Origin of the sequence: Corynebacterium glyciniphilum AJ 3170 (assembly GCF_000626675.1) — a bacterium.
In the GTDB taxonomy this organism is placed as follows: domain Bacteria; phylum Actinomycetota; class Actinomycetes; order Mycobacteriales; family Mycobacteriaceae; genus Corynebacterium; species Corynebacterium glyciniphilum.
Window position 1 is genome coordinate 1,044,903 of sequence record NZ_CP006842.1, and the last position, 20,571, is coordinate 1,065,473.

Genomic DNA, 20,571 nt, shown 5'->3' on the forward strand with positions numbered 1-20,571 from the left:
ATGGGACAGGTGAGTAACGAATCCCAGCGACCGACTTCGAGACGACAACGGCCCCGCCGCGGGACCCGCCGGGGTCCGGATGCTCGGCGCCGCGACTCGAATCGTGGTGCGACAGCGTCGACCACCGGTACCGAGAGGTTCGTGGCAGGGGAGCACGGGCGGGTCCCGTCCCGCGCCACAGACACCTCTGACCGCCCGGCGACCGGTGTGCGGGGCGCTGCCGGTGTCGGCGCGGCAGACAGTACGGCCGCACCCGTGGCTGGGGCCCGTGGGATCCGCGGGAAACTGTCGTCCTGGTGGGCTCTGTGGGGGCCGCATGTCCGTCGGTTCGCGCCGACGATTCTGGTCAGCCACGCGGTCACCTTGGCCGTCGCCATCGCTCTTGCCGTGCTCATCGGGATCGGGGAGACTTTCACCGCGGTCCCGGCGATGGTGGGATCCTTCTGGATGGTCGCCAACCTGGCACCAGTCGGGTTCACCGGAGCACAACTCGGGATAGTCCCTCTGCTGCCTGCAGCTCTGATCGTGCTCGTTCATTCGCGGAGGATCCGCCGCACCTGCGGCACGCAGATCACGGTCCGCAACATCAGGGTTTTCGCCGTCCTGGCCGTCGTGGTCCCGATGGTGCTCACCGTGCTCGCGTGGCTGGCGCTCTGGGATGCGTCCCATGTTTTCGCCGTTACCCCTCCGAATCTTGCCGTTGCACTGTTGTCGACTGCGCTCCTGAACGGCTTCGTGTTTGTGGTGGGATTGGGTCCGAAGATCTGGCGGGCGTTGCTGCTTCGTCGGGGTCTGCCGACCTGGCCCGTGGAAGCGACACGACTGGCGGGTTCCTTCGTGCGGTGGATGCTTGCCGCAGGACTGGTAGTGACTCTCGTCCAACTGCTCCTCAATATGTCGGTTGTGGCGGATGCCTACTCGATTGCTCCCGATGCCTGGGGCAAGCTCGGTCTGAGTGTCCTGTCCGTTCTCTACCTCCCGAATCTGGCAGTGGGAGCATCCGGCATTTTGATGGGCAGCGAGATGCATGTCGGCGACGCATCGGCCTCACTCTTCGCCGTGACGAACGCCAATCTGCCGCCGCTACCGGCGTTGGCGGCGGTACCTCATTCCGGTCTGCCGCTCGGCGAACTGTTTCTCGTAGTCCCCGCGTTGGTCGCACTGGTTATCGTCTACCGGTTCTTCGCTGCGCGTACGTTCGTGGAATCGCCGGTGTTCACGGCTCTCGGCGCCGGCGTGGCGTCAGGCATAGTGGGCCTGTTGGTGAGCCTCGCGGCCGGGGGGACGCTGGGCGTCTACGGTTCGGCCGGGCCTTTGCTGTGGTTGACCCCGCTGGTATTCGCCTGCTGGATTGTGGTGCCTGCTCTCGTTGTCTTCGCCTGGGTATCGCGGAGGGGCGCCCGGGTCACGGAGACCGCCGGTGGAGACACGGAGGACATTGAGGACACTTCAGCTGTGGATAGCGCCGAGGACGGTACCCATGAGCGGGAGCGAGAGGATTTCCAGGAGCCGGAGCCGGAGACCGACGCCGAGGGTGCTGAGGATGCTGAGGGAGCACAGAATGCCACCGAGCCGGAGGGGCCCGGCGCGGGGGACGGTACGGATGACGCCGAGGACGACGGCGACACCGAGGACGACCCGACTGCGTCGGACGAGACTGCGGTGCCGGACGCCGAGGATGCCGAGGACGCCGAGGACGCTGACGGCTCCAACGCCGCTGAGGAGGCTGCCTCCGCTGAAGAGGATCAGGCTGGTCTGACCGAGCCGGAGGAGACCGACGTCGAGGATGAGGACACGACACAGTAAGCTGACTCACCGTGAGTGAGCCCGTAACCCCCGCACCGTCCGGCGAACCTGTCGGAGAAGATGCTGTGCGTCCCTCAACACCCACGAGCCACACTGTCCGGCGACCGGGTGACCTCCTCCGGGTCGTTGTTCTGGCGTCGGGCAGTGGCACTCTGCTCCAGGCTATGCTCGACGACCTGGGCCCGTCTGTGGAGATTGTCGCGGTGGGTGCGGATCGTCCGTGCCTGGCGCTGGAACGGGCGGAGCAGGCCTCCGTCCCGGTGTTCCGGGTGGACTACAACCCGGACCGTGTCGACGGTTACGACCGTGAAGGGTGGAACGCGCGCCTGGCGGCGGAGATCGCCGCATACGCGCCGGACGTCATCGTCAGTGCGGGGTTCATGCGCATTCTCGGGGCGGGCGTCGTCGAGAGGTTCCGCGGTAGGATCCTCAACACTCACCCGGCGCTGCTGCCGTCGTTTCCCGGCGCTCATGCCGTGGAGGACGCCCTGGCCTACGGTGTCGCACTCACCGGCTCCACCGTCCATATCGTCGACGACGGCGTGGATACCGGACCGATCATCGCCCAGCGCGCCGTGCCGGTGAGCCGGGAGGATACCGGGGATACGCTCCATGAGCGGATCAAGACCGTCGAACGTGCGTTGATCGTTGACGTGCTCCACCAGACCGCGGAGAGCGGTTACACCATCGAAGGACGAAAGGCCTGGATCAATGACTGAAACCACCCGCCCCATCCGCCGCGCTCTGATCAGCGTCTACGACAAGACCGGTCTGGAGGACCTTGCCACCGGCCTGCACCGCGCCGGTGTTGAGATCGTCTCCACGGGGTCCACGGCGGCGAAGATCTCCGACGCGGGGGTCCCTGTGGTGCGTGTTGAGGAGCTCACCGGGTTCCCCGAGTGTCTCGAGGGGCGGGTGAAGACGTTGCACCCGCGGGTCCACGCCGGAATTCTGGCGGACACCAGGAAGGATGACCACCTCGCCCAGCTGAAGGACCTGGGGGTTGAGCCGTTCGACCTGGTGGTGGTGAACCTCTATCCGTTCACGGACACCGTCGCGTCCGGCGCAGGTTTCGACGACTGTGTCGAGCAGATTGACATCGGGGGGCCGTCAATGGTCCGCGCGGCTGCCAAGAACCATCCGTCCGTCGCCGTGGTCGTGGATCCGGGCGCGTACGGGGATGTCCTCACCGCCGTGGACGCCGGCGGGTTCAGCCGTGCGGCGCGTACCCGCTTGGCCACCGAGGCATTCCGCCATACCGCGTCCTATGACGTGGCTGTGGCGTCGTGGATGACTGAACAGATCGAGGCGGAGGACGACGAATCCCGGTTCCCCGAGTGGATCGGTCAGGTCAACGAGCGGGTCCACTCCCTGCGCTACGGGGAGAACCCGCACCAGGCGGCGGCGGTGTACACCGCTCCGGGACAGGAGGGTGGTCTGGCCAATGCCGAGCAGTTCCACGGCAAGGCCATGAGTTACAACAACTACACCGACGCGGACGCGGCCTGGCGCTCCGCCTGGGATCACGAACGTCCCTGCGTGGCGATCATCAAGCACGCCAATCCGTGTGGCATTGCTGTTGCCGACGATGTGGCCGCTGCACACCGTTCCGCCCACGCCTGTGACCCGGTGTCCGCCTACGGTGGCGTCATTGCGGTGAACCGCCCGGTGTCGGTCGAGATGGCGGAGCAGGTTGCCGGGATCTTCACCGAGGTCATCGTGGCTCCCGGCTACGAGGACGGTGCTGTGGAGGTGCTGAGCCAGAAGAAGAACATCCGGATCCTGCAGACCACGCCGCCGGTGAGGGAAGGCGCCGTGGAGCACCGCGAGATCTCCGGCGGCGTGCTGGTCCAGGAACGGGACCTGGTTGACGCGCCCGGGGACGATCCGGCGAACTGGACACTGGCGGCCGGGGACGCCGCCGATGCCGAGACCCTCGCCGAGTTGGAGTTCGCATGGCGTGCGGTGCGTGCCGTGAAGTCGAACGCCATTCTGCTCGCCAAGGACGGCGCGACCGTCGGCGTCGGTATGGGGCAGGTCAACCGCGTGGATTCTGCCAAGATCGCCGTGGAACGGGCTAACACCCTGGCCGGCGACGACAAGCGGTCCGAGGGGGCGGTGGCAGCCTCCGACGCGTTCTTCCCGTTCGCCGACGGCTTCGAGACCCTGGCAGAGGCGGGTGTGCGCGCCGTGGTCCAGCCCGGAGGTTCCGTGCGTGACCAGGAGGTCATTGACGCGGCCGTGGCGGCCGGCGTGACCATGTACCTCACCGGAGAGCGCCACTTCGCGCACTGAGTCAACTGAGTGGGTTGAGTCTGCTGGGTGTGTCGAGGACACCTCCCGTGGTGGTTGGCGTGGCGGTGGCGTACCGGAGCAGACGGTCGGGGGTGACCCGGGCGGCATTGTTCAGCCACCGCCGGTCGTGGGTCACGGTCACGACTGCTCCGGCGTAATCGCGCAGGGCGTCCTCCAACTGCTCCACGAGGTCTGGCGACAGATGGTTCGTCGGCTCGTCGAGGAGGATGATGTCGCTGTCCACCGTGACCGCAACAGCCAGCTCGCGTCGTCTCTGCTGGCCGACGGATAAACGGTCGACGGGGGTACGGAGATCCCTCTCGGTGAACAGTCCGAGGGTGAGTAACCTGTCCGCCGCATCATCGGCAGCCATTCCGACGGCCTCGGCGAAGGTGTCCTGCAGCGTCCGGCCCCCGGAGGCCGAGATGTCCTGGCGGACATAGGCGACACGAACCCCGGGATGGGCCGTCGCATGACCGATTTCCCCGGCGAGTACCCGGAGCAGCGTGGTTTTCCCCGCTCCGTTGGGTCCGGTGACCAACCAACGTTCACCTGCCCTGATCTCCAGTCCTCCGGTGGTCGGGGCCAGTACGAGTGGCGGTTCGCCCGCGCCTGTGACGGCTCCCGGGGCGACGGAGACCAATGGTCCGGGCACCTCGCTGGGCGGGAAGTGTGGCGTGAAGACCAGTCGTTCGGCCGGCGGGGGTACCGGTTCGGCACGGAGCTGGCCTACCCTGTCTTTCGCCTGTCGGATGCGGCTGGTAGCTCCGTGGTCGCTACTGCGGGCACGGAACGCGCCGTGGCCGAAGGCGGCGCGTTCCTGTTTTCGGGGAATGGCGCGGAGTCGTACCGAGGTGGCGTCGACGATCCTCTGGTTCCTGGTGAGCTCCGCCTGCCATTCTTCGTGGTCGCGGCGTTGCCGTTGTCGATCCGACTCCCGGGCCCGCAGGTATCCCTGGTACCCGAGGCCGTAGCGGCGGAGCGAGCCGCCGTCGACACCGATGATGTCTTTCGCGACGGTGTCGAGGAGTTCGCGGTCATGGCTCACGATAACGAGGCTGCCGCGGTGGCCCGCCATCTGGCGGCTCAGCCAGTCGAGGGCTGTGTGGTCCAGATCGTTCGTCGGCTCGTCGAGGAGCAGGAGCTCGGGCTTGGAGGACAGCGCGACCGCGAGGGCGAGGCGGGCGCGTTGTCCACCGGAGAGCATGGATACAGGTCGCGTCCTGGCAACGTCGCCGAGCCCGAGTTCGTGGAGGGCCTTGTCGATCCGCAGGTCGAGTTCATAGCCACCGCGGGCCTCGAAGCGATCGGTGCAGTGACTGAGCAGGTCGAGGAGGTGGGGGAGGTCTGCTGGTGATGCCGCGGCGAGTCTCGCGGACACCTCAGCGATGTCCTGCTCGAGTGACCGCATGTCCCGGGCGAGATGATCGACGGCATCGTCGACGGACGCGTCCGGAGGAAACGTGGGATGTTGTTCCGCGAAAGCGCAGCCTCCGGGGATCTCGACGCGGCGTTCGCCGGAGTCGACGGGAACGGCACCGGCGAGGACGCCGAGAAGCGTCGACTTGCCGGCACCGTTGTCGCCGACCAGGGCGAGCCGGTCACCGGGTTGTACAACAAGGTCAACGCTGTTCAGGACCGTGTGGTCGGCGTAGCGTACGGTGGCGCCGCGCAGCAGGCATTCACGGTGTGCAGCAGTTTCCTGGGGGTGTCGAATGGACATGGGGAGTTCCTCTTCCGCGACAGGGCACGGCAGTACCGCGCAGCCGCAGGCTAGGACGGACGATGGGCCTCACACCCGCAGGTGTGCTCAGGACCCGCCACGGAGAACACTCGACGCGACGTCCAGACCTAAAGAATCAGAGTTCCCATGCCGCTCACTGTAACCGTGGACGAGATGAACCGCCAGAGGCAGCGGCGGGAAGCGGTTAGTATGCGGGTATGGGTGGGAAGTCACCCCGTACTTCCCGATGGTCTGGGGTGTCGCGTTGGGCGTCGGGCCGTGGTTGAGCCGGAGAGGCACCGTCACAGGACGGTGAGCGCCCGCCGTGCCGCCTGTACCCCACACATGAAGTGCACGCCGCCGCCTGGGGCCGCCGAGGAAGAGCACAGGTACACCCCCGGTACACCCGTGTCGTACGGATGAGGGCCGAGGCGAGGTCGTGCCACCAGCTGCCGGAGGTCGTTGGCACCCCCGGAGATGTCTCCGCCCGTGTAGTTGGGGTTGTGCTCCTCTATCACCGACGGGGGAGAGGCGACCCAGTCAACGACGGTGTCGCGGAATCCGGGGGCGGCACGTTCAATCTGCGCGGTGACCAATTCGAAAGTATCCCGGGCGGATCCGTCCCACCCGGCGGGAACATGGGCGTAGGCCCACAGTGGATTGAGACGACGTCCGTTGACGGTGCGGCTCCGGGACGGGTCAGCGAGATACTGCTGAGCGACCAAGGTGAACGGCCGGTCGGGCAGACGCCCGCCCCAGCAGTCCCGCTCGGCGGCGGCGATATCGTCCGCCGTTCCTCCGAGATGTACGGTGCCGGCGCGCCGGGCATCCCCGGACGACCAGGGCACGTCGCCGTCGAGCACAAAATCAACTTTGGCGACGGCAGGTCCCCGTCGAAAACGCGACCAGGCTCGCGCGATGCGGGAAGGCATCCGGTCGCCGAGGATGCCGGCCGCGACTTCCACGGAGGTGTCGAGGAGCACTATGTCGGCGTCCTCGACCTGGGAGAGGTCCGTGATCAAGGTGCCGGTGACGACCGATCCGCCGCAGCGTACGATCTCGGCGATCAGTGCATCAGCGATACGTTGTGATCCGCCGACGGCGACGGGCCACCCGTGCCGGTGGCCCGCGACGGTCAGCAACGTACCCGCGGCGGATGATGCAGGATGGTGCAGGGGAGTGAAGGCGTGGGCTGCGACGCCGGCGAACAAGGCCCGTGCGTCGGGGGACCGCCACCGTCGCCACGACCAGGAGGCGGGGAGAGCGGCGCCGGCGCCGAATCCTGCGAGCACCATCGGGTGGCGGGGTAGGTGCACCAGTGGCCCGAGGATCTCGTCGGCCACGGCGTCGGCACGGGCAGAAAGCGGCCCGAAGGTGGCCCGCCAGACCGGGCCGTCCTGTCCGGGGAGCCCGGCACCGGTTTGCGACGGCGAGGTGTGCAGGGTGGCTACACGGTTCGTAGAGAGGACGTGCACCATGTCCACCGGGGCGGTGGCGAACCTCAGGCCGCTCCGTTCCAGTTCCGGGCCGATGGACGGGTCACGGAGCAGCGGGCTGACCTGGGCGAGAGGGTGCACAGCGGAGCACAGGTCATGGATGAGCCCGGTTTCCAGCAGGTCGCTACTGCGGACACCGCCCCCCACGGTGTCGGCCGCCTCGACGACGGTGACGGACACGCCCGCCCGGGCGAGGACGAGTGCGGCCGCCAACCCGTTGGGGCCGGAGCCGACGACAACGGCGCTGCTACCAGATCCGGACATACCGCCGACCCTAGCCGCGTTGTCTCCACAGGGTGAAAGCGCCCCGGAAAGTGCGGGAACGACACGTCGTCGGGCCGACTGGCCCATAATGGAGGACGAAGACACATTCCCGCGAAAGGTGCAGAAAACAATCATGTCTAGCCAGCCCCTGACTCCGTCCCCCGACGACATCGTGATCGTGGGTGCCGCACGCACCGCACAGGGCAGGATGCTCGGTGCCCTTGCCTCGAAATCCGCCGTCGACCTTGGTGCGGCGGCGGTGACCGGTGCCCTGGAGAAGGCCGGCGTCTCGGCGGAGACCATCGACTACGTCTACATGGGCCAGGTCGTGCAGGCCGCGGCAGGGCAGAACCCCGCCAAGCAGACGGCCGTCGCCGCCGGCCTGCCGATGTCGACGCCGGCGGTGACCGTGAACAAGGTGTGTCTGTCAGGCTTGGACGCGGTGATCAACGGCGCCCGGATGATCCGGGTGGGCGACGCGCAGGTCGTCGTCGCCGGAGGTCAGGAGTCGATGACCAACGCCCCGCACCTTGCTGCCGGTGTGCGCGCCGGGGCGAAGTTCGGTTCCCTCGCGTTGCAGGACTCATTGGAACGCGACGGTCTGACCGATCCGGTACACGGTACGGCGATGGGTGTGGAGACCGAGGAGGGCAACACCTCCCGGGGAATCACCCGGGAACAGCAGGATGAGGTTGCCGCGCTGTCGAACCAGCGTGCGGAGGCAGCGATCAACGACGGGACCTTCGCCGAAGAGATTGTCCCGGTGGAAGTGACGAAGCGCCGCGAGAAGGTCCTCGTCGACACGGACGAGGGGGTGCGCCCGGGAACGACTCAGGAGGGCCTGTCGGCACTGCGCCCGGCGTTCGCGAAGGACGGGACGATCACGGCTGCCTCGGCGTCGCAGATCTCCGACGGCGCTTCTGCCGTCGTGCTGACCACGCGGGCATACGCGGAGGAGAACGGTCTTACCGTGTTCGCCGCGCTCGGTGCCTCCGGTGAGACCGCCGGCCCCGACACCTACCTGCACTCCCAACCCGCCCAGGCCGTGTCCGCGGCTCTGGGCAAGCAGGGGTGGGACACCGCTGACCTGGATTTCCTGGAGGTCAATGAGGCGTTCGCTTCGGTGGTCGTACAGTCGATCAAGGACCTGGACTACCCGCTGGAGAAGACCAACATCCACGGTGGTGGTATCTCACTGGGGCACCCGATTGGTGCTTCGGGTGCACGTCTTGTGGTCACCGCGGCCCATGAGCTGAACCGCCGGGGTGGGGGTCGCGCCGCGGTGTCGCTGTGCGGCGGTGGTGGCCAGGGGGATGCGCTGCTGCTCTGGCGCTAGCCGTACCTGCGGCGCCGTCATCCCAACAACAGCGTGATGACCGCGATGGAGGGGATGGACAGCATCGTGCTGACGACGGCGGAGTCACGTGCGAGGACGGTGTTCACGCCGAAGCGCTGCGAGTAGGTGAACACGTTCTGGGCTGTGGGGAGCGCCGCCACGACCACGAAGGCGAGCAACGCGGGCCCGGAAGCGTCGAAGACCAGTCGGGCTGCGGCGTAGGCGATGAGGGGGTGGCCGACCGTCTTCATCAGGGAGGCCATCCATACGCTACGGCGGGAGCTGGTGTCCCGGTCGAGGACGGTTACCTCGGCCATGGACAGGCCGAAAGCCACCAGGGCCGCGGGGACGGTGCCGGCGGCGAGTAGCGATATGGGCTCGGTGAGCATCTCCGGTAGTTTCCATCCGGTGTTGGTGTGCAACAGGGAGAGGATGATGCCTACGGTGGCGGCGAGGATTAAGGGGTTTCGGACGATACCGAGGATCAGCTCGCGGATCAGCGGGACAAGGGAACCGTTGCCGGGACTGTCAGTTCGGGCCCTCCGGGTTGTGACGTCGAGCAGTAGCACGGTGGCAGGACCGTACAGTGCGACCTGGAAGATAATCACGGGCAGCGATGCTGCGGGGTCGTCGAGCACGTGGGTGGCGATCGGGACGCCGAGGTTCGACCCGTTGCAGTAGGAGCAGGCGAGCATCGTGACAAGGCTGTCGGACACCGGGCGGCGAGCGAGGAACCGGTATCCCAGGAAACCGACAAGCCCGGCGGTAAGAGTGCTGATGACGACGACGGCGAGGTTGTCCCCGAAGACGGTGGCGAGATCGGCGTCGCGGAGGAAGTTGATGAGCAGGGCCGGAGTCGCGAGATAGAACACGAACATATTCAGTGCGTAGACGGCGTTCGGGCCGAGCAGCCCGCGACGACCCACCAGGTAGCCCAGCGCGATGATGATGACGACCACCATGAACCCGCTGAGAACGTTAAGCATGTGCTCTATTACATCAGGCCGGTCACCGTCCCGCGGACGCGGGGGAGGTGACCGGCCTGAAGCAGGATCGGATCAGCGGTGATCAGCGGGCGGTGACCACGTGGGCCTGTGCCCATTTGTCGCAGAGGTGCTGGTTCTGCGGGTCGCGTGCGATCAGAATGCCGAGCGTGGCGAGAACACCGAGTAGTGCAACCGTACCGATGAACGGAATGAGCCCGGCGACGGCGACGGCGAGTCCCCAACTGTTTCGGATGAAAGCCTGCTGGGTGGTGAGTTTCTGGCCGTCATCACCGACGACTGTGATCCCCACTGCCATCTTGCCGACAGTGCGACCGAACTTGCTCTCCATGAGGACACGGTAAAGAAACCAGACGATGAGCGACAGGAAGAGTCCGAGGTAGAAGTTCCCCATCGCCAGTTCAGGCGCGGGGCCGGTCTGTCCGGCTTGATTCCAGGTATCCGCGGCGTCGACGAAATCCATCATGTCTCCGGCAGCCGTGATGCCCACCAGAACAATGGCGACGATGATGTACAGGATCGCATCGATAGCGAAGGCACCCAGGCGCTTACCGGCACCTGGATTGCGGTTGACTATGAAGCCCTGGGCCGGGTCGTTGTAACCCGGGTAGCCGGAGGGCCCCGGTTGGCCGTAGCCGAAGTTCTGATCGAAAGTCTGGCCGTCCGATCCGGCGGAGTTGTAGTCACCGTAGGAGGGCAGGTCGTCGTGTGGCCGGTTGTTGTACGGGTTCGTCATCGTGCCTTTCTCAGGGTAGGTGCGCAGGCCGCCAGGTTATCACCGGAGAAGCCGTGGTGCGGGACGCAAGCGACGGTACGACTGAACCCCGCCGCCGGGGACCGGTGACGGGGTTCAGAAGGTCTTAGTTAAACGCGCGCTGCTGCAAAACGTGGAGTATGCGCAGGATCAGCGGCTGTGGAACGGCAGGAGAGCCATTTCACGTGCGTTCTTGATCGCGGTAGCGACCTCACGCTGCTGACGCGGGGTCAGACCGGTGACGCGACGGCCGCGGATCTTGCCACGGTCGGAGATGAACTTACGCAGCAGGGCGTAGTCCTTGTAGTCGACGGTCTCGATGCCCTCGGCCTTGAGCGGGTTCTTCTTCGGGCGGCGGGACTGCTCGAGCCGCGCCTTCTTGTGGTTGGTGCGCTTCATGCGTGTGCTCCCTTTTACCAGCTGGACTTGCGAACGCCGGGCAGCTCACCGCGGTGAGCCATCTCGCGGACGCGGACACGGGACAGACCGAACTTGCGGAGGTAACCGCGGGGACGGCCGTCGGCAGCATCGCGGTTGCGGATACGCACGGGGGCGGCGTCGCGCGGCTGGCGGTTCAGCTCGAACTGAGCCTCTGCACGCTGGTCGTCGGTGGAGTTCGGGTTCTTGATGATCGCCTTGAGCTCGGCACGGCGCTCAGCGAAGCGGGCGACGATTTCCTTGCGCTGCTCGTTCTTCGCGATCTTGGACTTCTTGGCCATAGATTAACGCTCCTCGCGGAACTCGACGTGCTTCCGGACGATCGGATCAAACTTCTTCAGAGTGATCCGGTCCGGGTTGTTCCGCTTGTTCTTGCGGGTCACGTAGGTGTAACCGGTGCCCGCGGTGGACTTCAGCTTGATGATGGGGCGGATATCGTTACGTGCCACTAGATCTTCTCCCCACGTGCGCGGATCTTGGCGACGACGGACTCGATGCCGTCTCGGTCGATGGTCTTCAGGCCCTTGGTGGAGACGTTCAAGGTGATCGAACGCCCCTCAGAGGGCAGGTAGAACGAACGACGCTGGATGTTCGGGTTCCAGCGACGGTTCGTGCGGCGGTGCGAGTGCGAGACGGTTTTGCCGAAACTCGGCTTCCGACCCGTGACCTGGCAATAAGCCGACATGGGTATCTTTACTCCTTCCGCCCGCGTGTCCGGTCCCTCGTGCCGCGCAGGCAGTGGGAGACACCACTGCAAAAACCCACATCTAGACGGGATGTGGGGCCGGGGCACTGTCTGGGGCCGATCGCGCGTGCGATGACGTTTACTAAGACAACAGCGTTGCACGACACTACCCCATGACAGGCGCTGCTCCTAATTGACTGACAGGGTCAGGGGAAAGGGGTGCACCGTCTCGACGATTTCCCCGTGGCACGGAGAACGGATAGACTGGCCGATCGTGTTGCGACCTGTCGTCTGTGTTGGTTACGGACGACCCGGTAGCGCCCGCACTCCAAACCCGACCCAGGCACGACTCGCCGTCCCGGTCGCCGACTACGGCGGTCAGGATGAGGGGGACCGACCTGGCGCACAACCCTGAGGGATTGAGAATGAAGAACGATATTCACCCCGACTACCACCCGGTGGTCTTCAAGGACGCCAGCACTGGCCACCAGTTCCTGACGCGTTCCACCGCTACCTCCGACCGCTCCGTGGAGTGGGAGGACGGCAACGAGTACCCGCTGATCGTCGTTGACGTCACCAGCGAGTCACACCCCTTCTGGACGGGTGCACAGCGTGTCATGGACACCGCCGGCCGCGTCGAGAAGTTCCAGCGTCGTTACGGCAACCGTGTTCGCCGTACCAAGAAGAACGAGGAGGGCTAAGAACAATGGCAGTTCCGAAGCGCCGACTTTCCCGCGCCAACACCCACCACCGTCGTTCCAACTGGAAGTCCGACAACGTCGCGCTCCAGAACGTCAAGGTTGACGGCCGTGAGGTCCAGATGCCCCGTCGTCTGGTGAAGGCTGCGAAGCTGGGCCTGGTCGATCTCGACTAGTCCACACCCGTGAGGAGGCCCCCGCCGATGTCATCGGCGGGGGTTTTCTCTGCGCGAAACTTTGCGTTTTTGTTTCCGGTGTGTTCACGTCGGGTGGTGATTCCCTGTCAGTTGACTGTGGGATCGGTTTTCGGGTGTCGCTATCGCGCAGTGCTGATGCAGAATAGCGGGATGAAGATTCTTGTTGTCGACGACGATCAGACGGTAAGGGACTCTCTCCGGCGCTCTCTCACGTTCAACGGCTACGATGTGGCCGCTTCGGGAGATGGCGATGAAGCCCTCCGCTTGATTCGTCAGGAGTCGCCGGACCTGGTGATCCTTGATGTCGAGCTTCCTGAGGTTGACGGCCTCACAGTGTGCCGTGACCTCCGGAGCGCCGGAAATGATGTCCTTATCCTCATGCTGTCGGACAGTTCCGATGTCGCCGACCGTGTCTCAGGGCTTGACGCGGGTGCGGACGATTTCATGTCGAAGCCCTATGCCCTCGAGGAGGTTCTCGCCCGCGTGCGGGCGCTGCACCGCCGGTCCGTCCGGACGGCAGTGGCGAAGAGTGTGGAGGCCAAGCCTCTCGCTTTCGAAGATCTCTCCCTGAACCCCGAGACCCGTGAGGTCAGCAGGGGAGACCGCAAGATCAGCCTGACCCGCACCGAGTTCGCTCTTCTGCAGCTGCTGATGAAGAACCAGCGCAAGGTGCTCAGCAGGACGAAGATCCTTGAGGAGGTGTGGGGATATGACTTCCCCACATCCGGCAACGCTCTGGAGGTCTACATCGGTTACCTCCGGCGGAAGACGGAAGAGGGGGGCGAGTCCCGGGTGATCCACACGGTTCGCGGGGTGGGCTACGTTCTCCGGGATGACGCGCCCTAGACTCGCTCCCTGCAAGGAAGCTGAGTACCGACTCCATGGTTGCCGAGTGTGACGCTCTTCCGTTCAGATGACACTGTCAGGTTATGCGGACGAGTTGCCAACTCTCGCCGACCACAATGGGTTGTGTCGAACACAGTTAAGTGAGTTGAGCTAGCCGGCGACTATGCCGGTGAAGGAGAGTCAGATGTCCGGGGAAGATCGGATCGGCAATGGCGACGACGGATTCAGCGACCCTCGGGACCCTCGGGATCCCCGGGGCGAGCAGGGCCACCAGGGGCCCGGCGTATGGGGGCGGGACGGACGGGGTTCCTCGTCTCCCGAACAACCCCCGCAGCAACCCGAGCAGCGGGCGCAACCGCAGTCGTCCGGGTTCTCCGATCCAGGTGCGCAGCAGCGTCACTGGGAGGCGCTGTCCAGCCAGTACCCCAGCAACGACGGGACGGCACCGTCTCCGGTCGCTGGTCCGGAATTGCCACCGAACTCCGCTGGCACCACCACCAAAGTGTCTCGTCGGTTCTCGACCCCGGCGGTCGCCGCGCTCGTCCTCGCTGTCGGTGTCGCCGCCTCGGCGGTGACCGCGGTGATCATCCAGGATGACGATGATTCGCCGGCGGCCACCACATCCTTGAATCAGGCGAACACCGGAGATCGTGAAAACACCTCTGTGTCTCAACCGGACCCGGGGACGGTGGAGGCTGTGGCGCAGAATGTCCTGCCCAGTGTGGTGTCCATCCAGGTCACCACGCGACAAGGTGGAGCAGAGGGGTCTGGCTCGGTGATCAGCGAAGATGGGCTGATCCTGACCAACAACCACGTCGTCGCAGGAGCCGAGGACGGCGGCGCGCAGCTGAGTGTGACGACCAACGACGGACGCCAGCTGGACGCCGATGTCGTGGCGACCGACCCGCAGACCGACCTCGCCGTCGTCAAGGCCACCGGCGCTGATGACCTGCAGCCCATCACCATCGGCGATTCCGACGGGCTTCAGGTCGGAGAAACCGTCGTCGCCGTCGGGTCGCCCCTGGGGCTGTCCTCCACGGTGACGACGGGTATCGTGTCCGCGATGAACCGGCCCGTGCAGGCCGGCGGCGAGGACGGCGGAGAAGCGTCGTTGATCGACGCGATTCAGACCGATGCCGCCATCAATCCGGGTAACTCCGGTGGAGCCCTGGTCAACCTCGAGGGTGAGCTTGTCGGTATCCCGTCGGTGATCGCCACTCTCGGTGGCGAGATGGGCGGTGAGTCGGGTTCCATCGGTCTCGGGTTCGCCATCCCGTCGAATCAGGCGGAGAATACCGCACAGCAGCTCATCGACAATGGCCGGGCAACCCATCCGGTCATCGGCGCGACGGTCAACACCGGTGCCGAGGCGACAGCCAACGGCGCCGAGATCGTCAGCGTCGCCGGTGGTGGGCCGGCGGCGGATGCGGGCCTGCGTGATGGTGACGTCGTGACGAAGGTCGGTGACCGTATCGTCGACAGCGGAGTCAGTCTGATTGCCGCGATCCGGTCCCACAACGTCGGTGACGAGGTCACCTTGACGGTGACTGACGGTAATGGGGGCAATGAACGGGAGATCGGCGTGACGCTGTCCGAGTCCGACGCGGACTGAGGGACCGGGTCGCCGACCTAATCCACCCCTGATCTATACAGCAGGCGTGTCCGCCAGTTACCGTTAACGTGACCCCGCACACCGTCGGGCGCCGAAGTTGCCGAGGAGTTCACCACAATGTCCCAAGACCCGTACGTCGACACCGATCAGACCACTGGCGATATCCAGGATCCGTCCGGCGTGATCACCGTGCCGGGCATCGACGATTTCGCCCGCGTGGAGAAGGAGTCCATCGAACGCCTGGATGCTGAGATCACGGAGCCCGGTGACGAGGTGTTCCGGTCGCTGGATATCCAGGAGAATGAGCGTGAGGGCGGCAATCCCCGGCACTCCCTGCTGCATGCCCTGGTCGTGATCGTCACAGATCACCCCGACGACGGGGACCAGTCCGGTGAACTCGTGGCGGAGCTCCTCGCCGAGGAGGACTACATGGTCGACGCGGTGCTGACTGTCGAATCCGGGAAGTCCGCGATCCGTCAGGCGCTCGAGACGGCCGTTGTCGGTGGTGCGGACCTGGTGATCACCGTGGGCGGAACCGGTGTGAGCCCGCGCGACAAAGCACCGGAAGCCACCAAGGCGGTGCTGGACAAGCGCATCCAGGGCCTGTCCCAGGCGCTGCGGTCGTCCGCTCTGGCCTGTAACGCCATCGACGGTGGGCTTTCCCGTGGCGTCGCCGGAGTGTCCGGGTCGACGGTTGTGGTCAACCTGGCGTCCTCACGTGCGGCGATCAGGGATGGCATGGCAACGTTGTGCCCGTTGGTCCGACACCTCATCACGGATATCAGCAGGGCATGAGGCCCCGTCGCAAGACAGGCGTGGTGGGACGCGCTCATATCCCGGACCGCGACCTGGACCTCAGCCGGGTCGGTCCGGCCAGAGCGAAGGCTGATGCCGTCGGCGGAGACGGGACGCAGGGGATGCAGGGCACCGCGGACGGGGGCTTCGCGGAGGATTTCTGGGAAGCCGAACGTCCTCCCCACTGGTGAGCGGGGCCGGCTCAGCGTGCAGAGTGCCGTCCACCGGCGTCTGCATCGGAGTCGTTGATTTCACCTGCAATGCCGTTGGAGGCTGAGGTGATGCCGTTCTGGTTCGCGAGCAGGTCGCGGATCTCGACGAGCAGGTCGACCTCGGAAGCGACGGTTTCTTCGGGGTCGATACCTTTGCGCCGCGCGTTGAGCTCGTTCAGCTTGTTCATCGGGGCGACGAGGATGAAGTAGACGACGCCGGCGATGATGAGGAAGTTGATCAATGCAGTGATGATCGCGCCCAGATCAATCTGGGTACTCTCCATGCCGCTGCGCAGCTGGAACTTCAGGCCGTCGACTTCCGCTCCGCCGAAGCAGTTGATCAGGGGCTGGATCAGGGAGTCCGAGATGGCGGTGACGATGGCGGTGAACGCGGCACCGATGATGACGGCGATGGCCAGTTCCATGACGTTTCCGCGGGTGATGAAGTCTTTGAAACCCTTGAGCATGATGCACTCCTTGTGCTGGTAGAACCTAGAGAGGGGGGTATGGTTCGGCTACCGGGGGGCCCGGTTGCCGGCGGACGTCGGGAAGATACCCGAGTTAGTCACGACGATCTGGACGGAGGCGTCGTGACCTGTCCTGGGGACGTCGACCCCGAACTCGCTGTGGTCGACGACTGCCACAAGTCTGCCAGGTTCCCCGCGCCCGGTCAGGATACTGAAGGTCCGGTCGTAGTAGCCGCCTCCCTGTCCGAGGCGGGTGCCGTCCCTGTCGACGGCGAGAGCGGGGATCACCAGGGTGCTGACACGCCCGGACAAGTCCACCGTGGATATCGGTGACGGGAACTCCGGTGTTTCTGACGGCTCTGCGATGCCGAAGGTGCCGCGTCGGATCGAGTGCGAGCCCCGGTAGGGAAGCCACGACAGCGGTCGGGCCGGACCGGGGACAACCGGAAGCCAGACCTCGAGGCCGGCGTCACGGAGGGTGTCCGGGAGCCCCGCACCGCCGGGCTCACCCGGCAGCCCGGCGAATGCGGCGACCGTCCGATCCGTGTGGCCTTCCAGCAGGGCAAGCAGGTGGTCGGCGATAGCGGCGTCTCGACGGGAGCGTTCGTCCGCCAGGACGGAGCGTCGCCCGGCCCGGATGCGTTGCCGCAGTTCCTGCTTGGCCTCCTGGACGGCCTGGGCGGCGCGATCTGTTTCGTGGCGCATATCCGTTGATCATAGAGGGGCCGGGGGTGCCGTCGGTTCGTTTTTCTCTCCCTGATTGTCCGTTTTTCGGGTGTCGGTGTGTTCTCACCGCGCCGCGAGGGGGTGATCCCTGTAGGATTCGAATTATGGCAACTACCAACTCACCTATTCCTTCCGGCTCTCCAGACGGCGTCACTGACGGCGTTTCCACCGGTGGGATACGAACTGTCGTGGTTCCTGCCGCCGGTCTGGGCACCCGTTTCCTGCCGGCCACCAAGACAGTCCCTAAAGAGCTCCTGCCCGTCGTGGATACCCCCGGTATTGAGCTCATCGCGAAAGAGGCTTCTCAGGCCGGCGCGTCCCGACTTGCGGTGGTTACCTCACCCCGCAAGCAGGGCATCATGGCGTTCTTCGACCGCGACGAACTCCTGGAGGAAACTCTCGAGTCGCGCGGCAAGACCGAACAACTCAACAAAGTCCGGGCAGTCAACGAGATGATCACGGCGGTGTCGGTGAACCAGGACCGCCCTCTCGGGCTGGGCCACGCCATCGGCTGCGCCGAGGACGCTCTGGACGAGGATGAGGACGCCTTCGCCGTCTTGCTCCCTGACGATCTCGTCCTGCCTTTCGGTGTGATGAACGAGATGATCGAGGTACGTAAGCGCTACGGCGGGACGGTCCTGTGCGGTTTCGAGGTCCCGGAGGACGAGGTCTCGAACTACGGTGTCTTCGAGATCGCCGAGGCCGACGGTGCTGATGACGCTGATGGCCAGGTCCGGCGTGTGACCGGCATGGTCGAGAAACCTGATGCGGCCGATGCCCCCTCAAATATCGTGGCCACCGGGCGCTATCTTCTCGACCGGTCGATTTTCGATGCATTGCGTCAGACCGAACCGGGCAAGGGTGGGGAAATCCAGGTCACTGATGCCATTGCCAGGCTCATCGATGAGGGCCATCCGGTGCATGTGTACGTGCACCGGGGAAATCGCCATGACCTCGGGAATCCGGGCGGGTTCATCCGCGCCTGTGTGGATTTCGCCCTCGACGATCCGTCCTACGGTCCGTCGCTGGAACGGTGGTTGTCGCGGCGACTGGAGAAGTGAGAGTGTACCGACGGTGGTGACGGTACCGGCGGTGCCGTCGGTACTGACACGAAACTGAGGTGGTGTCCGACATGGGCACCACCTTCTGCGGTTTCTGTGCCCGGAGACGGTAGAGTCTGCAGGGTCTGCACTCGTACAACCTGCATATCACCCTGAAACTTCCCGAGAACCCGTGAGGACGGCCACGTGAGAACTGTTGAGGAGCAGCTGGCCACGGTCAGCGCCGCGGCAGTAACACCGGAACCGGTGCGCACCGCGATTTCAGAGGCACTCGGGTTGCGGTGTGCCGAACAGGTGGAGTCGGAGACATCGGTCCCCGGTTTCGACCAGGCGGCGGTGGACGGCTACGCAGTACGTTCTGTCGATGTCCGCCACGCAGGCAGCGTCGACCCGGATGTCCCCTCTGCGAAGCTCCCGGTTGTCGGTGATGTCGGGGCGGGTTCACACCGTCCGGTCCGGCTGCAGCCGAGACAGGCGGTGCGGGTTCAGGCGGGGGCGCCGATTCCGACACTCGCGGACGCTGTCGTCCCTCTCGACTGGGCCGAGGACGACGGGCGTCGTACTGAGGCATTACGTCCGGTGGCCGCCGGACAGTTCATCCACCGTGCCGGTTCGGACGTGCAGCCCGGTGATGTCGTTGTCGAACAAGGCTCGGTGGTCGGGGCGGCACAGGTCGGGTTGCTGGCGGCGGTCGGACGGTCCAAGGTGCTGGTGTATCCGCGTCCGAGGATGGCCGTGCTGTCTTTCGGTCCCGAACTCGTCGACATCGACCGTGACCCCGGACTCGGTCAGGTCCATGACGTGAACTCCTATGCCCTGGCTGCTGCCGGGCGGGAGGCCGGTGCGGACGTCAACCGGCTCGGTATCGTCGGCGGCGAGGACCGTCGGCTCCGTGACATTATCGAGGGACAGCTCATCCGCTCGGAGATTCTGGTGATCGCCGGGGGAGTGGGCGGCTCCTCGAGTGACCGGCTTCGTGAGATCCTCGCCGACCTCGGTGACCTGGATGTCTCCCGCGTGGCGATGCACCCCGGTTCTGTACAGGGGTTCGGCATTCTCGGCGCAGACCGGGTTCCGACGTTTCTGCTCCCCGCCAACCCGAGTGCGGCTCTCGTCGCGTTCGAGGTCATGGTGCGTCCGCTGGTGCAGATCCTTCGTGGCCAGCGCCAGTCCATGCGTCGTATGGTCAAGGCCAGGACTATCGCCGGACTGGAATCTGCGCCGCACCGTCGTGGCTTTATCCGTGCGCAGCTCATGCGTGACCGGGAGACCGGGGAGTTCCTCGTTGACCCGCTCGGTGCAGTCGCCGGTGGTGAGCCCACCCATCTGCTCGGCAGCCATGGTCAGTCGAACGGTCTGATCGTTGTTCCTGGTGACAGCACTCGGGTCGAGCCCGGCGAGGTCGTCGACGTGATGTTCCTGACGAACCGGGTGTGAGCCACCCGTGCTGCTGACGAACCGCCACCCCGGGTGGCCGGCGAAGACTCCCACGATCGCGACCGGTGCCGGGCGGGTCCGGTTGCGTCCTCTGTCTCGACGCGACGGGCGGCACTGGTCGGAGTTCCGCAACGCTGACGAGCACCTGCTGCGTCCGGTGGAGCCGACGGTGCCCGGGCAATGGTGGGAGGCCCATACGAAAGCGATGTGGCGGCGTAACTATTCCGGCTTGACGGCCCTGGCGGCGCAGGGCGTTCTGCTTCCCTTCGCCATTGAGGTCGACGGGGCTTTCGCCGGTCAATTGACCCTGGGCAATGTCCAGCACGGTGTGGTCTGCAGTTGTTGGATCGGCTACTGGGTGTATTCCGGGTTCAGCGGAAGGGGAGTGGCGAGCAGCGCTGTGTCTCTCGGTGTGGATCACGCGATGACCGAGGTCGGGATGCACAGGGTGGAGGCGACGGTGCTGGAGTCCAATGTGGCCTCACGTCGGGTGTTGGAGAAGGTGGGTTTCCGGGAGGAAGGACTGCTGCGGCGTAATCTGCACATCAACGGCCAGTGGCGTGATCACGTCCTTGTTGGTCTGACGGTCGAGGAACGTCGCTCAGGCAAGTGACGGTCTGTGACACGGCACGGCGCGCCTGCGGCGCCCCCGCCAGCTCGCCACGTATCGTCGGGGCATTGTTCCATCGTGATGCGTCCTGATTGTCATGATTGTCGTC

Annotated in this window: 23 protein-coding genes; 13 read left to right on the plus strand and 10 right to left on the minus strand. The window is 65.5% G+C overall.

The window, feature by feature from the left end; genetic code table 11:
* From CGLY_RS04835 to purH, 3 genes are all read left to right on the plus strand, one after another.
* Positions 1 to 1,806: a cell division protein PerM gene (locus tag CGLY_RS04835; protein WP_227590381.1), complete on the plus strand. Its 1,806-nt coding sequence runs from the start codon at positions 1 to 3 to the stop codon at positions 1,804 to 1,806.
* A gap of 164 nt (positions 1,807 to 1,970) precedes the next feature.
* Positions 1,971 to 2,525 (plus strand): phosphoribosylglycinamide formyltransferase, encoded by a 555-nt coding sequence (gene purN, locus CGLY_RS04840; RefSeq protein ID WP_265101965.1) that lies wholly within the window; start codon positions 1,971 to 1,973, stop codon positions 2,523 to 2,525.
* Positions 2,518 to 4,101, plus strand: a complete 1,584-nt coding sequence (gene purH / locus CGLY_RS04845) for a bifunctional phosphoribosylaminoimidazolecarboxamide formyltransferase/IMP cyclohydrolase (RefSeq protein WP_038546798.1) — start codon at positions 2,518 to 2,520, stop codon at positions 4,099 to 4,101. The genes purN and purH overlap by 8 nt, the downstream gene beginning before the upstream one ends.
* Before the next feature lies 1 nt (position 4,102).
* Here purH and CGLY_RS04850 read toward each other — a convergent pair whose 3' ends face one another.
* Together CGLY_RS04850 and CGLY_RS04855 are read right to left on the minus strand one after the other, a co-directional pair.
* A complete protein-coding gene (locus CGLY_RS04850; RefSeq protein ID WP_081803774.1) occupies positions 4,103 to 5,824 on the minus strand; it encodes an ABC-F family ATP-binding cassette domain-containing protein in 1,722 nt (573 codons plus the stop codon).
* Positions 5,825 to 6,126: 302 nt separating this feature from the next.
* Positions 6,127 to 7,584 carry a phytoene desaturase family protein gene (locus tag CGLY_RS04855; RefSeq protein WP_038546813.1) on the minus strand — a complete coding sequence of 486 codons (1,458 nt, stop codon included), beginning with the start codon at positions 7,582 to 7,584 and terminating at the stop codon, positions 6,127 to 6,129.
* Between the two features lie 133 nt (positions 7,585 to 7,717).
* Here CGLY_RS04855 and CGLY_RS04860 point away from each other — a divergent pair, with 133 nt between their 5' ends.
* Positions 7,718 to 8,920, plus strand: coding sequence for an acetyl-CoA C-acetyltransferase (locus CGLY_RS04860; RefSeq protein WP_038551407.1), 1,203 nt, complete (start codon positions 7,718 to 7,720; stop codon positions 8,918 to 8,920).
* 17 nt (positions 8,921 to 8,937) lie between these two features.
* Here CGLY_RS04860 and CGLY_RS04865 read toward each other — a convergent pair whose 3' ends face one another.
* From CGLY_RS04865 to rpmB, 6 genes are all read right to left on the minus strand, one after another.
* On the minus strand, positions 8,938 to 9,906 hold the full coding sequence (locus CGLY_RS04865; RefSeq protein ID WP_038546817.1) for an AEC family transporter: 969 nt from the start codon (positions 9,904 to 9,906) through the stop codon (positions 8,938 to 8,940).
* A gap of 82 nt (positions 9,907 to 9,988) precedes the next feature.
* Positions 9,989 to 10,660: an RDD family protein gene (locus CGLY_RS04870; RefSeq protein ID WP_052539685.1), complete on the minus strand. Its 672-nt coding sequence runs from the start codon at positions 10,658 to 10,660 to the stop codon at positions 9,989 to 9,991.
* 168 nt (positions 10,661 to 10,828) lie between these two features.
* Positions 10,829 to 11,077 (minus strand): 30S ribosomal protein S18, encoded by a 249-nt coding sequence (gene rpsR / locus CGLY_RS04875; protein ID WP_038546820.1) that lies wholly within the window; start codon positions 11,075 to 11,077, stop codon positions 10,829 to 10,831.
* A 14-nt stretch (positions 11,078 to 11,091) separates the two neighbouring features.
* Positions 11,092 to 11,397, minus strand: coding sequence for a 30S ribosomal protein S14 (gene rpsN, locus CGLY_RS04880; protein WP_038546823.1), 306 nt, complete (start codon positions 11,395 to 11,397; stop codon positions 11,092 to 11,094).
* A 3-nt stretch (positions 11,398 to 11,400) separates the two neighbouring features.
* Positions 11,401 to 11,565 (minus strand): 50S ribosomal protein L33, encoded by a 165-nt coding sequence (gene rpmG / locus CGLY_RS04885; RefSeq protein ID WP_010187624.1) that lies wholly within the window; start codon positions 11,563 to 11,565, stop codon positions 11,401 to 11,403.
* Complete coding sequence (gene rpmB / locus CGLY_RS04890; RefSeq protein ID WP_038546829.1) at positions 11,565 to 11,801, minus strand: 50S ribosomal protein L28; 237 nt, start codon at positions 11,799 to 11,801, stop codon at positions 11,565 to 11,567. Before rpmB ends, rpmG begins: the two co-directional genes overlap by 1 nt.
* Before the next feature lie 425 nt (positions 11,802 to 12,226).
* Here rpmB and CGLY_RS04895 point away from each other — a divergent pair, with 425 nt between their 5' ends.
* From CGLY_RS04895 to CGLY_RS17355, 6 genes are all read left to right on the plus strand, one after another.
* Positions 12,227 to 12,502 carry a type B 50S ribosomal protein L31 gene (locus CGLY_RS04895; protein ID WP_038546832.1) on the plus strand — a complete coding sequence of 92 codons (276 nt, stop codon included), beginning with the start codon at positions 12,227 to 12,229 and terminating at the stop codon, positions 12,500 to 12,502.
* A 5-nt stretch (positions 12,503 to 12,507) separates the two neighbouring features.
* Complete coding sequence (gene rpmF, locus CGLY_RS04900; protein WP_038546835.1) at positions 12,508 to 12,675, plus strand: 50S ribosomal protein L32; 168 nt, start codon at positions 12,508 to 12,510, stop codon at positions 12,673 to 12,675.
* Between the two features lie 171 nt (positions 12,676 to 12,846).
* The gene (locus CGLY_RS04905) at positions 12,847 to 13,542 is read left to right on the plus strand and encodes a response regulator transcription factor (RefSeq protein WP_038551413.1); all 696 of its coding nucleotides are present in this window, start codon (positions 12,847 to 12,849) and stop codon (positions 13,540 to 13,542) included.
* 184 nt (positions 13,543 to 13,726) lie between these two features.
* A complete protein-coding gene (locus CGLY_RS04910) occupies positions 13,727 to 15,154 on the plus strand; it encodes a S1C family serine protease (protein ID WP_227590383.1) in 1,428 nt (475 codons plus the stop codon).
* 117 nt (positions 15,155 to 15,271) lie between these two features.
* Complete coding sequence (locus tag CGLY_RS04915) at positions 15,272 to 15,949, plus strand: MogA/MoaB family molybdenum cofactor biosynthesis protein (protein ID WP_081803775.1); 678 nt, start codon at positions 15,272 to 15,274, stop codon at positions 15,947 to 15,949.
* Positions 15,946 to 16,140, plus strand: coding sequence for a hypothetical protein (locus CGLY_RS17355; RefSeq protein ID WP_144313630.1), 195 nt, complete (start codon positions 15,946 to 15,948; stop codon positions 16,138 to 16,140). Before CGLY_RS04915 ends, CGLY_RS17355 begins: the two co-directional genes overlap by 4 nt.
* An 11-nt stretch (positions 16,141 to 16,151) precedes the next feature.
* Here CGLY_RS17355 and mscL read toward each other — a convergent pair whose 3' ends face one another.
* Positions 16,152 to 16,628 (minus strand): large conductance mechanosensitive channel protein MscL, encoded by a 477-nt coding sequence (gene mscL, locus CGLY_RS04920; protein WP_038546841.1) that lies wholly within the window; start codon positions 16,626 to 16,628, stop codon positions 16,152 to 16,154.
* Between the two features lie 48 nt (positions 16,629 to 16,676).
* Entirely contained in the window at positions 16,677 to 17,333 is a 657-nt protein-coding gene (locus tag CGLY_RS04925) for a 5-formyltetrahydrofolate cyclo-ligase (RefSeq protein WP_038546849.1), read from the minus strand.
* A 125-nt stretch (positions 17,334 to 17,458) separates the two neighbouring features.
* Between CGLY_RS04925 and CGLY_RS04930 the strand changes: the two genes are divergently transcribed.
* From CGLY_RS04930 to CGLY_RS04940, 3 genes are all read left to right on the plus strand, one after another.
* Positions 17,459 to 18,415, plus strand: a complete 957-nt coding sequence (locus tag CGLY_RS04930) for a UTP--glucose-1-phosphate uridylyltransferase (RefSeq protein ID WP_081803776.1) — start codon at positions 17,459 to 17,461, stop codon at positions 18,413 to 18,415.
* Between the two features lie 186 nt (positions 18,416 to 18,601).
* Positions 18,602 to 19,852 (plus strand): molybdotransferase-like divisome protein Glp, encoded by a 1,251-nt coding sequence (gene glp, locus CGLY_RS04935; RefSeq protein WP_038546852.1) that lies wholly within the window; start codon positions 18,602 to 18,604, stop codon positions 19,850 to 19,852.
* Positions 19,853 to 19,865: 13 nt separating this feature from the next.
* Positions 19,866 to 20,465: a GNAT family N-acetyltransferase gene (locus CGLY_RS04940; RefSeq protein ID WP_081804027.1), complete on the plus strand. Its 600-nt coding sequence runs from the start codon at positions 19,866 to 19,868 to the stop codon at positions 20,463 to 20,465.
* Positions 20,466 to 20,571: the final 106 nt, after the last annotated feature.

Coding starts and splice junctions, on each gene's coding strand:
- CGLY_RS04895 (WP_038546832.1), top strand. CDS start 12,227: ATGAAGAACGATATTCACCCCGACTACCACCCGGTGGTCTTCAAGGAC.
- CGLY_RS04905 (WP_038551413.1), top strand. CDS start 12,847: ATGAAGATTCTTGTTGTCGACGACGATCAGACGGTAAGGGACTCTCTC.
- mscL (WP_038546841.1), bottom strand. CDS start 16,628: ATGCTCAAGGGTTTCAAAGACTTCATCACCCGCGGAAACGTCATGGAA.
- CGLY_RS04910 (WP_227590383.1), top strand. CDS start 13,727: ATGTCCGGGGAAGATCGGATCGGCAATGGCGACGACGGATTCAGCGAC.
- rpmF (WP_038546835.1), top strand. CDS start 12,508: ATGGCAGTTCCGAAGCGCCGACTTTCCCGCGCCAACACCCACCACCGT.
- CGLY_RS17355 (WP_144313630.1), top strand. CDS start 15,946: ATGAGGCCCCGTCGCAAGACAGGCGTGGTGGGACGCGCTCATATCCCG.
- rpmB (WP_038546829.1), bottom strand. CDS start 11,801: ATGTCGGCTTATTGCCAGGTCACGGGTCGGAAGCCGAGTTTCGGCAAA.
- CGLY_RS04865 (WP_038546817.1), bottom strand. CDS start 9,906: ATGCTTAACGTTCTCAGCGGGTTCATGGTGGTCGTCATCATCATCGCG.
- CGLY_RS04855 (WP_038546813.1), bottom strand. CDS start 7,584: ATGTCCGGATCTGGTAGCAGCGCCGTTGTCGTCGGCTCCGGCCCCAAC.
- CGLY_RS04925 (WP_038546849.1), bottom strand. CDS start 17,333: ATGCGCCACGAAACAGATCGCGCCGCCCAGGCCGTCCAGGAGGCCAAG.
- purN (WP_265101965.1), top strand. CDS start 1,971: ATGCTCGACGACCTGGGCCCGTCTGTGGAGATTGTCGCGGTGGGTGCG.
- rpsR (WP_038546820.1), bottom strand. CDS start 11,077: ATGAAGCGCACCAACCACAAGAAGGCGCGGCTCGAGCAGTCCCGCCGC.
- CGLY_RS04915 (WP_081803775.1), top strand. CDS start 15,272: ATGTCCCAAGACCCGTACGTCGACACCGATCAGACCACTGGCGATATC.
- CGLY_RS04870 (WP_052539685.1), bottom strand. CDS start 10,660: ATGACGAACCCGTACAACAACCGGCCACACGACGACCTGCCCTCCTAC.
- CGLY_RS04930 (WP_081803776.1), top strand. CDS start 17,459: ATGGCAACTACCAACTCACCTATTCCTTCCGGCTCTCCAGACGGCGTC.
- CGLY_RS04860 (WP_038551407.1), top strand. CDS start 7,718: ATGTCTAGCCAGCCCCTGACTCCGTCCCCCGACGACATCGTGATCGTG.
- CGLY_RS04835 (WP_227590381.1), top strand. CDS start 1: ATGGGACAGGTGAGTAACGAATCCCAGCGACCGACTTCGAGACGACAA.
- CGLY_RS04850 (WP_081803774.1), bottom strand. CDS start 5,824: ATGTCCATTCGACACCCCCAGGAAACTGCTGCACACCGTGAATGCCTG.
- purH (WP_038546798.1), top strand. CDS start 2,518: ATGACTGAAACCACCCGCCCCATCCGCCGCGCTCTGATCAGCGTCTAC.
- rpsN (WP_038546823.1), bottom strand. CDS start 11,397: ATGGCCAAGAAGTCCAAGATCGCGAAGAACGAGCAGCGCAAGGAAATC.